At 69.5% G+C, this 12506-nt stretch carries 12 protein-coding genes; 6 read left to right on the top strand and 6 right to left on the bottom strand.

All coding sequences use genetic code 11. The annotated features are described in order from the left end of the window. Positions 1–26: 26 nt before the first annotated feature. Both D6T64_RS20350 and D6T64_RS20345 read right to left on the bottom strand, forming a co-directional pair. Entirely contained in the window at positions 27–905 is an 879-nt protein-coding gene (locus tag D6T64_RS20350) for a hypothetical protein (RefSeq protein WP_147364628.1), read from the bottom strand. A gap of 99 nt (positions 906–1004) precedes the next feature. Further along, positions 1005–1469 carry a hypothetical protein gene (locus D6T64_RS20345; protein ID WP_119976484.1) on the bottom strand — a complete coding sequence of 155 codons (465 nt, stop codon included), beginning with the start codon at positions 1467–1469 and terminating at the stop codon, positions 1005–1007. Positions 1470–1635: 166 nt separating this feature from the next. Here D6T64_RS20345 and D6T64_RS20340 point away from each other — a divergent pair, with 166 nt between their 5' ends. Next, on the top strand, positions 1636–2316 hold the full coding sequence (locus D6T64_RS20340) for a response regulator (RefSeq protein ID WP_119976483.1): 681 nt from the start codon (positions 1636–1638) through the stop codon (positions 2314–2316). A 21-nt stretch (positions 2317–2337) separates the two neighbouring features. On the opposite strand, the gene D6T64_RS20335 is transcribed toward D6T64_RS20340, so the two are convergent. Together D6T64_RS20335 and D6T64_RS20330 are read right to left on the bottom strand one after the other, a co-directional pair. After that, on the bottom strand, positions 2338–4020 hold the full coding sequence (locus D6T64_RS20335; RefSeq protein ID WP_119976482.1) for a GAF domain-containing sensor histidine kinase: 1683 nt from the start codon (positions 4018–4020) through the stop codon (positions 2338–2340). Between the two features lie 254 nt (positions 4021–4274). Continuing rightward, positions 4275–5132, bottom strand: coding sequence for a universal stress protein (locus tag D6T64_RS20330; RefSeq protein WP_119976481.1), 858 nt, complete (start codon positions 5130–5132; stop codon positions 4275–4277). Between the two features lie 249 nt (positions 5133–5381). On the opposite strand from D6T64_RS20330, the gene D6T64_RS20325 reads away from it, so the two are divergent. The 5 genes from D6T64_RS20325 (at position 5382) to D6T64_RS20305 (ending at position 10010) form a co-directional block, all read left to right on the top strand. Continuing rightward, on the top strand, positions 5382–6440 hold the full coding sequence (locus tag D6T64_RS20325) for a zinc-dependent alcohol dehydrogenase family protein (RefSeq protein ID WP_119976480.1): 1059 nt from the start codon (positions 5382–5384) through the stop codon (positions 6438–6440). 112 nt (positions 6441–6552) lie between these two features. Continuing rightward, on the top strand, positions 6553–7095 hold the full coding sequence (locus tag D6T64_RS20320; protein WP_119976479.1) for a flavodoxin family protein: 543 nt from the start codon (positions 6553–6555) through the stop codon (positions 7093–7095). Between the two features lie 159 nt (positions 7096–7254). Further along, positions 7255–8211, top strand: a complete 957-nt coding sequence (locus D6T64_RS20315) for a universal stress protein (protein ID WP_158594929.1) — start codon at positions 7255–7257, stop codon at positions 8209–8211. 91 nt (positions 8212–8302) lie between these two features. Beyond that, a complete protein-coding gene (locus D6T64_RS20310) occupies positions 8303–9262 on the top strand; it encodes a hypothetical protein (RefSeq protein ID WP_119976477.1) in 960 nt (319 codons plus the stop codon). 22 nt (positions 9263–9284) lie between these two features. Beyond that, on the top strand, positions 9285–10010 hold the full coding sequence (locus D6T64_RS20305) for a DUF72 domain-containing protein (RefSeq protein ID WP_119976476.1): 726 nt from the start codon (positions 9285–9287) through the stop codon (positions 10008–10010). Between the two features lie 6 nt (positions 10011–10016). On the opposite strand, the gene D6T64_RS20300 is transcribed toward D6T64_RS20305, so the two are convergent. After that, positions 10017–11639 (bottom strand): transporter, encoded by a 1623-nt coding sequence (locus tag D6T64_RS20300; protein WP_233551458.1) that lies wholly within the window; start codon positions 11637–11639, stop codon positions 10017–10019. After that, complete coding sequence (locus D6T64_RS20295) at positions 11591–12469, bottom strand: ABC transporter ATP-binding protein (RefSeq protein ID WP_119976475.1); 879 nt, start codon at positions 12467–12469, stop codon at positions 11591–11593. The genes D6T64_RS20300 and D6T64_RS20295 overlap by 49 nt, the downstream gene beginning before the upstream one ends. Positions 12470–12506: the final 37 nt, after the last annotated feature.

Raw genomic sequence — 12506 nt, 5'->3', positions numbered from 1 at the left:
TCCGCGCGGCACCCCGGGGCGACCAGCTAGACCGGGGCGACCATCGCGGGCGGGGTGGCCACGAAGTTCGTGTCGAGTGTGGACCCCCCGGACCCCCCGGGCGCACCCGGGGCTGCCGGTACGGGGCCGTAGCCGGAGGGGCCCACGGCGCGAGGCCCTCGCGGTGTGCGACGACCGAGGCTCACGGCCCCCAGCACGATCAGCACGACGCCGATCAGCAGCACGACGACGCCGCTCGCGACCAGCGCCCAGCCGATCGGAGCGATCAGATCGCTGCGGGCGCCACCGGTGAGCTGCGCGGCAACGTTCGCGCTGGCGTCGGCGTTCATCACCACGATGGTCCAGGTATTAGAGTATGCCGCGGTGAGGGTCTGCAGGTCCCAGACGATTTGCTGCTCACCGGTTCCCGACGCCGACAGCGTCCAGAAACCCTGGTCACCGGGCAGGGCCGGGGCCACGCTGCCGGGCACGTCCCGGTACTGCGATCCGACCGGGCCGACGCTCGCGGTCGTCAGCACCGTGTGGTGCACGTTCGCGAGGTACCGGTCGACGTCCGCCTGTGGTCCCACCCCGACGAAGATCGGCGTGCCGCTGTTGGCGGACTCCGCCACGAGTCGCAGGGTGCCGAGGTCGAAGGGCAACACGGTCGTGTCGCTCAGGTCAGTCTCCACGTCCATCGGCGGCGACACGAGCGCGTACGACTCGGCCGCAACGCTCACGGTCGGCGTCTGGAAGAACCCGGTGCCGCGGGTCTGGCCCATGGCCCAGAGGGCCGCACCGCCGGCAAGCATGAGCGCGAGGCCGGTCAGCGCCAGCAACGAGCCGATGACCAAGGCGATCGTCGCACCGACCCAGCGCTTCGGGGAGGCCGGCGGCATTGAAACGGATGGTGCGGAGCTGTCCATGAGAATCCCCAGTCGATGAATGAACCGAAACGGGCGGCCCCATCGACGCGCGCCACGGCCCACTTGAATGATGGCGTAGCCCAATCGCACCCGATAGGGTCAGAGGTCCCGGCTGGCGGCATCCGGTGCCGGCTCTGGAACGAGTGCCGAAACCAGGCCGAGGAGGCCGAAGACAGCGAGCAACTCGAGGCCTCCGAGAGCGAAGTAAATTGTTTGCAGCACAGAGTACTCGCGGATCACGGCGAGTTCTACGAAGATCCAGATCAACATCCCGAACCCTGCCGCGACCGAGCAGAGCAGACCCGCCGGCATCCGTCGCTGCACCGTGACGGCCGCCAGCAGTTGTGTGCCACCCACGACAATCCCGAGAATCAGGCCCGGCCCCACGAACGAGGTGAAGGGGCTGCCCTCGAGATAGTCCAGCGGCACGCCCCCGCCGTTGACGAAGACCCCCAGCACACCACCCCCGAACGCGGACACGGCACCGAAGTACAGCAGCCCGAGCAGCAGCCCACGCAGGGCACGTCGGGGGTCCCGCCGGCCGGGGTTCGCATCGTTCATCATGATGCCACTCTGCCGCGAAGAGCCGCCACCACACAGGGCCGGAGGTCCCGCAACTCGGTACCGGACTTTCGGCCCTACTCGCGGCGCTGACGGCCGGGAGAGAATATAGAGCACGCATACCCGCGCAGCCACGCACCGGGTGGGCGCCACAACGAAGGGAACCACCATGGATGAGACGCAGAACCGAGCGTCGCGCCCGGACCGGGAGCTCCCGATTCGTATCTTCATCCTCGATGACCACGAACTCGTGCGCCGTGGGCTGCGCGAGTTGCTCGAAGGTGAGGGCTTTGAGGTGCTCGGGGACACCGGGTCCGCCGTCGAAGCCACCCGCATGATTCCGGCGCTGCGGCCCGACGTCGCCATCCTCGACGCCCGACTGCCCGACGGCACCGGCATCGAAGTCTGCCGCGACGTGCGCTCCCTCGACCCGGCGCAGCAGTGCGTGATTCTCACCAGCTACGACGACGAGCACGCCCTGCGGGGCGCGGTACTGGCCGGAGCGGCGGGCTATGTTCTCAAGGAGATCCGCAGCGACGACCTGCTCGACAAGATCCGGCGGGCCGCGGTCGGCGAGTCCCTGTTCGACCCGCGGGTGAAGGCAGCCATCGTCGCCGGCCTCGCCGACCCACAGGACGCCCGGCTGGCGTCCCTGACCGCGCAGGAGCGCAAGGTGCTCGACCTCATCGGCGAGGGCCTCACCAACCGCGAGATCGGCCAGGCGATGTTCCTGGCGGAGAAGACCGTGAAGAACTACGTGTCGTCGATGCTCGCCAAGCTGGACTTTCAACGCCGCACCCAGGCCGCGGTCTACGTCGCCAAACACGGCGACGACCAGCGCCGCGCCTAGCTGCGCCAGAGCTCGGCGCCGTCAGCGCCGGCGCGTCGGACGACCGCCGAGCCCGCCCGGTGCGATCGGCCGCGGAGCCACCGGCACCGACCAGCGCAGCCGCGTGCCCTCCCCCGGCGCGCTCTTCACGGCGAACTTGCCCCCGCAGAGGTCGGCCCGGCGCCGCAGGTTGTCGAGTCCGCTGCGCCGCACCAGCTCGCTGAACCCGCGCCCGTTGTCGGAGATCACGATCTTGACCTGGCCGCCTTCGGCCTTGACCGAAATGTCGATCGCGGTCGCCCCGGCGTGACGGGCGGCGTTGCTGAGCCCCTCCGAGAGCACGGCGAGCAGGTTGCCGCGCAGCTCCTCGGTCACTTCGGGCGCATCGATCGGCCCGGACAGACGGATGCGCGGATCGAACGGCAGGGCATCCGCGGCATCCTTGATCACCGCGAGAATCCGACTCGACAGGGTGCCGGTCGTCTGGCTCATGCCGCGCAGGGAATAGATCGTGTCCCGCAGTTCGCGGATGGTCTCATCGAGTTCGGTGGTGACCGAGTTGATGCGGTCGAGGGCGACCGGATCGCTCGTGAAGCGGCGCAGGCTCTGCATGCTGAGCCCGGCAGCGAACAGGCGCTGAATGACGAGGTCGTGCAGGTCGCGGGCGATGCGGTCCCGGTCGCCGAGCACGGCCTGTTCCTCCCGCATCCGGTGCGCGGTCGCCAGCTCGAGGGCGAGGGCGACCTGCACCCCGTAGACGGCGCTCATCTCCAGGTCGGTGACACTGAACGAGCCGGTTCCGACCGCGCGGGACAGCAGGATGACGCCCTGGCCGTCGCCGATCGGTCCGAGTGCGGCGACGAGGGTGGGGCCGGTCTCCCGCAGTTCGACATCGGGTGAGCGCAGCGGCAGGTTCGGCTCCACCGACGACAGCCCGGTCGCGCGCACCTGCGCGAGCGCGCCGGACCGCACGATGACGGTGCGGCCGACCAGCTGGTCAGCGCCGACTCCGGCCGCGGCGAGGCAGTAGAGGCTGTCGTCTGCGGGAAAGCCGACGACCACCAGTTCCGCGCCCGACACGGCGAGGGCACGCTGGGCGACAAGGTCGAGGCCGGTTTCCTCGGCTTCGTCGAAGGGGCCGGGGAGGTCGCGGGCCATGTCGGCGCAGGCCTCGAGCCATTCGGCGCGGCGGTGGGACTGCTCGAACAGTCGGGCGTTTTCGATCGCGACGCCGGCGGCCGCGGCGAGCGCCATGGCGAGGGATTCGTCTTCCTCGGTGAAGTCGCCGCCGCCGATTTTCTCGGTGAGGTATAGGTTGCCGAAGACCACGTCCCGCACTCGCACGGGCACGCCGAGAAAGGACTTCATCGGCGGGTGGTGGGCGGGAAACCCGAAGGAGTCGGGGTGGTCGTGCAGGTCGTGCAGGCGGATCGGACGCGGTTCGCGAATCAGCAGGCCGAGCACGCCGTGACCGACCGGCAGGTCCCCGACCAGTTTCACGGTCTCCTCGTCGAAGCCCACGGTGATGAAGTGGCTGAGGCCGTTGTCGCCGCCGATCACGCCGAGGGCGCCGTACTGGGCCTGCACGAGCTCGCAGGCGCTCGACACGACACGTTCGAGCACGGCGTCGAGGCTGAGGTCTTCGGCGACGGAGATGACCGCGGCGAGCAGCCCGCGCATCCGTTCCTGGTTCAACAGTCGTTCGGCGGCGCGCTGTTCGTTCATCGGTTCCCCACTGGCCCACACACTGGCGGCCGGTCCACCGCCGTGTGAGTCCAGACTGTCAGGTCCGAGGCGCGAAGGCACCCCAGAACGGGCACTTCCCCTGACCTGTTTCCTGACCGGTTTACCGCCGGCCCGCGGCATAACTCCTGCACGTTCTCTGGTGCCAGCGGCGGATGACCGTGCTTCCGCGGCAGTGACCGGCCGCGACCACACAAATGCAGGAGTTGTGCAGCCGGGTCGGCCCCGCCGTAGCGCTACTTCTTGTGGCGCACCGTGGTGATGATCGTCGGGCAGGGAATGTGCAGCAGCACCTCGTGGCTGACCGATCCCATCATCAGCCGGGCGATGGCGCCGCGCCCGTGGCTGCCGACGACCAGAAGCTGGGCTTCCTGGGCCGCGGCGACGAGTACCCGGGCGGGGTAGGCATCCTTTTCGATGCGCTGGTGCACGACGAGGTCGGGGTAGCGGGTGGTGAGGCCGGCCACGGCCTCGGCGAGCACGATGCGCTCCTCTTCCATGCGCTCCTCCACGGCCTGGGTGGGGATGAAGCGCAGGTTGGTGTCGGACGGGGTCGGCGGCGCGTAGATCGCGGTCAGTTCCTGACCGGTGCGGTCGGCCTCGGCGGCGGCGACCGCGACGGCGGCGACGGAATCGGCGGAGCCGTCCACGCCGACCACGACCCCGGAACGCACGAGCCCGATCGGGTCGTCGAGCTCGGGAATGATCGCGACCGGGCAGCGGGCGAGCGCGGCGACCTGCAGGCTGACGCTGCCGAAGAGTTCACCCTCGAACCGGCCCTTCTTGTCGGTGCCGACCACGATGAGGCTGGCATCGTCGCTGAACTCGGCCAGGATTCGGGGCGCGTTGCCGTGGCGCAGCTCCGTATGGGTGGGGATCTTCGGGTTCAGCGCGGTCGCCTTGGCCTGCGCGTCAAGCAGCAGCTTCTTCTCGGCGTCGACAATGCTGTCGTAGTAGCCATAGCCCTCGGCCATCCAGGTGTCGTACACGGTGTGTACGAGCGTCACCGGGCAGGAGGCCCGGGTGGCGCGCTGCATCGCCCACGTGAGGGCGGCGTCGCCCGGGGCTGAATCGTCTACGCCAACCACAATCATCCGGTCCACGGAAATCACCTCGTCTTACTGTTTAGTGAATCTTGGGGGATGGCGACGGTGCCACCCACGTCCACCCTCCCGCGTGGGGGCCGCCCCTGCCTAGGGCCGAACGTCCCCATACCCGCGAAACATGCCCCAGCCGGGGACTTTCGGCCCTGTTTCGCCTGTCTGCCCCCGATCTAGATTGAAGCCGGAGCCGCCGGCGTATGCCCGCGGCCCACCCCACTGGCACAGATCGAAGGAGACACCGTGAAGGCACTCGTATATGGCGGACCCGGCATCAAGTCCTGGACCGAAGTCCCGAACCCGAAGCTGGAGAACTCGACCGACGTCATCGTGCAGGTCGACACCACCACCATCTGCGGCACCGACCTGCACATTCTCAAGGGCGACGTTCCGGCCGTCACCGTCGGCCGTATCCTCGGCCACGAGGGCGTCGGCACGATCACCGAGATCGGCTCCGCCGTCACGAGCCTCGCCGTCGGCGACCGGGTCATCATCTCCTGCATCAAGAGCTGTGGGCACTGCGTGAACTGCAGCACCGGCCTCTACTCGCACTGCCTCGGCGACGAGGGAGCCTCCGGCATCGGCTGGGTCTTCGGCCATCTCATCGACGGCACCCAGGCCGAGTTCGTGCGCGTGCCCTACGCGGAGAACTCCCTGCACAAGATCCCCGAGGGCGTCACCGACGACCAGGCCGTTATGCTCTCCGACATCCTGCCGACCGGTTTCGAAATGGGCGTGCAGTACGGCCGCGTCAAGCCCGGCGACGTCGTCGCCGTCATCGGCGCCGGCCCCGTGGGACTTGCCGCCATCGCCACCGCGGGCCTCTACGGCGCCGCCACGATCATCGCCATCGACCTGGACGAGAACCGTCTCGAAGCGGCCCGCGGTTTCGGGGCGACGGATGTCGTGGTCTCCGGCTCCGCAGACTGGAAGCAACAGGTTCTCGACCTCACCGACGGCGCCGGCGTCGACGTGGCCATCGAAGCCGTGGGCGTGCCGCAGACCTTCAGCATGGCCACCGAAATCGTGCGCCCGGGCGGCAACGTCGCCAACGTCGGCGTGCACGGCAAGTCCGTGGAGCTCCACCTCGAAGACCTGTGGATTCAGAACATCAACATCAGCATGGGCCTGGTCAACGCGAACACCACCCCGATGTTGCTCAAGCTCGTCGCCAAGAACAAGCTCGCCGCCGAGAAGCTCGCCACGCACCACTTCAGCTTCGACCAGTTCCTCGAGGCCTACGACACGTTCTCGCGCGCCGCGGAAACCAAGGCGCTCAAGGTCGTCATCTCCCGCGCCTAAAGCCCGTTCGGCCGGGGCGCCGGGTTCCCCAGCCCCAGCCCCGGCCGGACGCCGCGGAGCGAGGCCCGCCGCAACACGCAACACGCAACACCAACGGTGAAAGGTTTTCCCCATGCATGCCCTCGTCATCTACGAATCGATGTACGGCAACACCCATGCCCTCGCCGAGGCCATCGGCCGCGGCCTCGGCACGCGCTGGAGTGCCGCGATCGTGCCGGTCGCCCACGCCGACGAGCAGAACCTCGCCGCCTTCGACCTGCTCGTCGTCGGCGGCCCCACCCACGTGCACGGCATGAGCCGGGGCAGCACCCGGCACGCGGCAGCGGATGCCGCCGCCGAGCCCGACAGCCGGCTGCACCTCGACCCCGATGCCGCCGGCGACGGGGTGCGGGACTGGCTCAACGGGCTGAGCGCCCAGTCCGGAGTCGCGGCCGCCTTCGACACCCGTGTCGACGCCCCGGCCCTCGTCACCGGCCGCGCCGCGAAGGGCATCGCCCACCTGCTCGAGCACGTCGGCTTTCAGCTGGCCCTGCCGCCGCAGAGTTTTCTGGTCACCGGGGAAACCGTGCTCGCCACCGGCGAGATCGAGCGGGCGGAGGCCTGGGGCAGCGCGCTCGGGGCGCTCGTGCCCGTGACGGCACCGCACCGCAGCTGACCCGGCCGCGGCATCCGTCGCACCCGTCCGGGAAGGGCCGCACCCGGACGGGCCGAAAGACCCTAGACCGCTTCCGCCGCCCTGCGTAGCGTGATGCTACCGGGGGATCACGCAGAGACATCAGTGACACGAGAACCGCGACGAGAAAGGTCAAGCGCCATGACAACACGCAGTGCAGGTCCGACAATCACGGTTCGGTCAGAGGTGGTGCAGCCGTCTGCGGATGCGGACGCTCGGCTGGCACCCGCGCGCCCGGCCACCGCCGCGGCCACGATCGTCGGGTGGGATGCGTCCGAGCCCTCGCGCGCGGCCCTCGCCTGGGCCTTGCGGCGCAACCCGCGTGGCGCCCTGCACCTCGTGCACGTGCTCGACCGGTCGCAGGCCAACGCCGAATACTTCGTCGCCGACTCCACCGCGACCCGCGCCGAGGGCACCTTTCGCGAGGAGGCCGACCGCATCCGCCGCGAGAACCCGGCCGTGACCATCACGAGCGAATTCCTGGTCGGCGACCCTATCTCGCACCTGCGCAACCTGTCCGGCCCGAACACCCTCGTGGTCGTCGGCACCCACACCCGCGACGGTTCGCCGGTGCGCTACGAGTGGTCGGTGGGCGCCCGGCTCGCCGGCGCCGCCAACGGTCCGATCGCGATCATCCCCGAAGACACCAACCCGCGGGCGACCGGCGTCGTCGTGGGCGTGGACGGTTCCGCCGCCTCCGCGGCGGCGCTCGCCTTCGCCGCGGCGGAAGCCGACTGCACCGGCATGAAGCTCCGCGCGATCCACGCCTGGCAGGAGCCGCTCGTCTGGCGGGACACGGCCACTCCCGACCCCGCGTTCCTGTACTCCCTCGAGCAGGTACACCAGCAGACGCTGCAGAACTCGGTGCGCACGGCGACGGATGCCTACCCTCAGCTTCCCGTGACCTCGACGCTCGTGCGCGGCGCGCCGCAGTGGGCGCTGCTCGATGCCGCCCGGGGCGCCGCCCTCGTTGTCGTGGGCAACCACGGGCTCTACGGCGTGCGCCGGTTGCTGCTCGGGCTGGTCAGCCACTCGATCGTGCTGAACATCCAGTCCCCGACCGTGATCGTGAGCGCCAGCGCCGAGCCCCGCCGCTGAACCCCGCCACTGAACCCCGCTCAGCCCCGTAGCTGCGGCGGCCGCATCCGCTCTCAGCATCACCGCAGAGCGCCGCCGGTAGGGTTTAACCATGAGCCTGACACCCCGGCGCGCGCCGGGCGCCCGACGCGGTGCCCGCGGTTTCTGGGGAACACGCAAGAAGCCGCGCCGCCTGCTCGCGCTGCTCGTCGTGGCCGCGTTCGTGGCGCTCGGCTCCGCGGCCGCCCTGACCGCCGGGTCGGCCGCCCTCGAACGGTCCGCCGCGATTCCCGCCGTGACCCCCTCAAGCGAGATCGACGCAGGGGACTTCGATCCCGGCCTGATCATCAGCGACTACAACTTCTACAACGCCGAGGCGATGACGTCTGACGAGGTGCAGGCCTTCCTCGAAAACCGGTCCTGCCACCCCCGCGACGACTCGCCGTGCCTCTGGGAGTACCGGGAATCGACGGTGTCCCAGCCGGCCGCCGGCGCCGGGCACTGCGAGTCCTACCTCGGAAAGCCGCACGAACGGGCCAGCACCATCATCAGCCGGGTCGCCGAAGCCTGCGGTATCTCACCGAGGGTGCTGCTCGTGCTGCTGCAGAAGGAACAGTCGCTGCTGACAGCGCCCAATGAGTCGGGGTACCTGCGGGCCACCGGGTACGGCTGCCCCGACACCGCCGACTGCAACGCCGACTACTTCGGCTTCTTCAACCAGGTCTACAACGCGGCATGGCAGTTTCGGCAGTACACCCAGGAGCCCGACCGGGCCTTCCAGATCGGACGCATCGACGTGGGCTATCACCCCGACGCCGACTGCGGGTCGTCGCGGGTGCAGATCGAGAACCAGGCCACCGCGAACCTCTACAACTACACGCCGTACCAGCCGTCGCCCGAGACGATCGAGGGCGCCGACACCGATTGCTCCGCCTACGGCAACCTCAACTTCTGGAGCTTCTACAGCCAGTGGTTCGGTGAGACCGACACGGAGCGCTACCCGGACTTCTTCGAGCCCTGCCTCAACCTCGTCGGCGGTCAACCCTGCCGCCCCGGCACCCTCTTCGGCTAGACGGGGGTACGGTGGCCGCATCATGGGCGCGCGCATCGGAACCTCGGGCTGGAGCTATGACCACTGGACCGACGTTCTCTACCCGCCGGGCCTGCCCGCGCACGAGCGCCTCGCCCGTTACACCGACCGCTTCGACAGCGTCGAGCTCAACGCGAGCTTCTACCGTTGGCCGAGGGACTCCACCTTCGCCAGCTGGCGACGACGGATGCCGCCGGGCTTCGCGCTTTCGGTCAAGGCGCCGCGGGGCCTGACCCACGCGAAACGACTCTACGCGCCCGAGGCCTGGATCGACCGCATTGCGGGCGGCTGGCACCAGCTCGGTGACCGGCGCGCGGTGTTGCTCGTGCAGCTCGACCCACGGCACGAGCGTGATGACGCCCGGCTGGACTATTTCCTGAGCCTGCTGCCGCCGTGGATCCGGGTCGCCGTCGAGCTGCGGCACGAGAGCTGGCACGACGACGCAGTGTTCCACCTGCTCGAGCGGCACGGGGCCGCGTACTGCGTGATGAGCGGAGCCCATCTCCCGTGCGTTCTGCGGGCCACGGCAGACGTCGTCTACCTGCGGCTGCACGGACCGGACCATGAATATTTGTACGGCGGGTCCTACTCCGACCAGGACCTGTCGTGGTGGGCGGACCGCATCCGTGACTGGCAGCACAGCGGACGCGAGGTGTTCGCCTATTTCAACAACGACGGCGGCGGGAACGCCGTGCGCAACGCCGACACCCTGCGCCGATTTCTGGCCTGAACCCGGTCAGGCGTGGCGGGCGAGCTTCTCGAACAGGTCGGCGCCGCGCACGTCGAGCCGGGCACCGCCGCGTCGCACGCCGAGCCGCAGGTAGAACGCCCCGAGAACCAGGCCCACCAGCAGGGTCAGCCAGCCCCAGAGCGCCTGCCCGGTCACCGCGCCGATGATCAGCAGCGCGATCTCCGGCAGCACCAGCAGCAGCAGGATTCCCCAGGTCGCGGCTGTCGACGCCACGTTGGAGAAACCGGCGCCCGGCGGCGACTTGAACGGGCTGTCGCCGGGCGCGGGCACCGGCACCACGACCGTGGCGCTCGTCACGCTCGACAGCCCGAATCCGCTCAGCAACAGCCCGATCGACAGCCCCAGAACGCCCGGCAGCAGACCCCACGAGCCCGAGAAGGCCACGGATACCACGTTGACCACGAAAACGACGGGCACCGCGAACAGCGCGATCGCCCAGACCCGGCCGAGACGGTCGTCGATGCCGCGCAGGCCCGACGACAGGTGCGCCGCGAAGGCGGTGCTGTCGTAGGACACGTCGCTGAAGATCGCCAGTGACAGCACCAGGGCGACGATCGGGCCGATGGCGTTGAGGTAGCCGAGCGAGTTGAACAGAATCGAGTAGAAGATCATCAGTGCCGGGGCGACGATGAGCGACACCAGCTGGCGAAGGTAGCGGGGGTCGCGCATCCAGTAGGTCAGCGAGCGGGCGGCCACGGCGCCGGCCGGAGTGGCCGGCAGCCGAGCGAAGAAGCCGAGCTTGCCGAGACCCGTGGTGCGGTTGGCGCTGTGCGGCGGTGTGACCAGCTCGATGGCGAGGCCGCGGCGCCAGAGAAGGGTCGCCGCTACCAGTACGGCAAGGCCGAGCACGAACTTGACCGCGGCGAGGCCGTAGTGGCCGGCCGCGAGCTCGGCCGGAACCGCCCAGATCACGCCGAACGGGGTCCAGCCCAGCGCGTTGGCGAGCGCGGTGAAGTCCCCCAGCGGTCCGCCACCGATACCGGCGGTGAAGTAGCCGATGATCGGACCGGCCAGCACCAGCGGAATCAGGCCGATCAGTCCCGCGATCTCCTTGAACCGGCGCCCCGACGAGAACACCGAGCTCAGGCTGACGACCATGCGCGACCCGACCACGCAGGTCGCCACCGCCACGAGCGCGCAGACCACCGCGGCGAGCGCGATGAGCGGATGCCGCCACCACGTCGCCGCCGTCGCGAGCGACAACAGCAGGGTCACCACGCCCGGCACCCCGAGCACCCCGCAGACGAACAGCCCCCGCAGCAGCGTGTTCAGCGGAATCGGAAACGTGCGCAGCTTCATCGTGTCGAGGGTCTGGTCGACCCCGCTCGCGATCAGCGGAATCAGCACCCAGCCGAGCACCAGCAGTGAGCCCCCGAGGGTGACGATCGTGCCGGCGACGTCGGCCGGCTGGGTGCCGAGGGCGATCAGCCCGAGCAGGCCGCCGCCCAGCAGCCCCACGCCGTAGACCGCGCCGAAGAGCACTCCGACGAGCTGCCACGGGCTGCGCCGAAGGGTGTTCTTCAGCACCAGGAAGCGCAGCGCCAGAAGATGCCGGACCATCAGGGGTGCTGCACCGACGCGCTGGGCACCGGCGCGATGTTCAGCCATTCCGGGCCCTCCGCGTGGCGGCGCCCACCGACGAGCTGCACGAAGCGGTCTTCGAGGCTGGCACCCTGCCGCACGTCGTCGATCGTGCCCGCGGCGAGCACCCGGCCGGCGCTGATCACCGCGACGTGGTCACACATCCGCTGCACGAGGTCCATTGCGTGGCTCGACACGATGACCGTGCCCCCGGTGCGCACATACCCGGTGAGGATGTCGCGAATATTCGCCGCCGAGACGGGGTCGACCGATTCGAACGGTTCGTCGAGCACGAGCAGGCGCGGAGCGTGCACGAGGGCGCAGGCCAGTGCGATCTTCTTGGTCATTCCGGCGGAGTAGTCGACAACGAGGGTGCCGGCGGCGGCTTCGAGGTCGAGCAGCTGCAGCAGGTCGGCGACGCGCCCCGCGACGGTCGCACGGTCCATTCCCGACAGCAGCCCGGAATACGTGACGAGCTGTTCGCCGGTCAGCCGGTCGAAGAGCCGCACCCCGTCGGCGAGCACCCCGACCAGTCGTTTGGCCTCGAGCGGATGCTCCCACACGTCGATCCCGTGAATGCGGATCGTGCCCATCTCGGGCCGCATCAGCCCGGTCGCCATCGACAGGGTCGTGGTCTTGCCGGCGCCGTTGGGCCCGACCAGGCCGTAGAACGAGCCGACCGGCACGTCGAGGTCGATGCCGTTGACGGCGATCACGTCCCCGAAGCGCTTACCCAGCCCCCGGATCGACAGCGCCGGCACCGCGTCCGGCCGGCCCGTTTCGGGGGCAGGCTGCGCCTCGACATCATTCGTCTCGACATCATTCGCCTCACTACCGCGCGAACCGGGAATCGACATGTTCCTCCGATGGCTCACTCAGGCCCTGACTGCTCAC

This window comes from Cryobacterium melibiosiphilum (assembly GCF_003602235.1).
Taxonomy (GTDB): Bacteria; Actinomycetota; Actinomycetes; order Actinomycetales; family Microbacteriaceae; genus Cryobacterium; species Cryobacterium melibiosiphilum.
This window is presented reverse-complemented; position numbering and strand designations above follow the sequence as displayed.

Excerpts from the sequence above, each read along its gene's own strand:
- D6T64_RS20350 (WP_147364628.1), bottom strand. The coding sequence starts at position 905 with ATGGACAGCTCCGCACCATCCGTTTCAATGCCGCCGGCCTCCCCGAAG.
- D6T64_RS20345 (WP_119976484.1), bottom strand. The coding sequence starts at position 1,469 with ATGATGAACGATGCGAACCCCGGCCGGCGGGACCCCCGACGTGCCCTG.
- D6T64_RS20340 (WP_119976483.1), top strand. The coding sequence starts at position 1,636 with ATGGATGAGACGCAGAACCGAGCGTCGCGCCCGGACCGGGAGCTCCCG.
- D6T64_RS20335 (WP_119976482.1), bottom strand. The coding sequence starts at position 4,020 with ATGAACGAACAGCGCGCCGCCGAACGACTGTTGAACCAGGAACGGATG.
- D6T64_RS20330 (WP_119976481.1), bottom strand. The coding sequence starts at position 5,132 with ATGATTGTGGTTGGCGTAGACGATTCAGCCCCGGGCGACGCCGCCCTC.
- D6T64_RS20320 (WP_119976479.1), top strand. The coding sequence starts at position 6,553 with ATGCATGCCCTCGTCATCTACGAATCGATGTACGGCAACACCCATGCC.
- D6T64_RS20315 (WP_158594929.1), top strand. The coding sequence starts at position 7,255 with ATGACAACACGCAGTGCAGGTCCGACAATCACGGTTCGGTCAGAGGTG.
- D6T64_RS20310 (WP_119976477.1), top strand. The coding sequence starts at position 8,303 with ATGAGCCTGACACCCCGGCGCGCGCCGGGCGCCCGACGCGGTGCCCGC.
- D6T64_RS20305 (WP_119976476.1), top strand. The coding sequence starts at position 9,285 with ATGGGCGCGCGCATCGGAACCTCGGGCTGGAGCTATGACCACTGGACC.
- D6T64_RS20300 (WP_233551458.1), bottom strand. The coding sequence starts at position 11,639 with ATGGCTGAACATCGCGCCGGTGCCCAGCGCGTCGGTGCAGCACCCCTG.
- D6T64_RS20295 (WP_119976475.1), bottom strand. The coding sequence starts at position 12,469 with ATGTCGATTCCCGGTTCGCGCGGTAGTGAGGCGAATGATGTCGAGACG.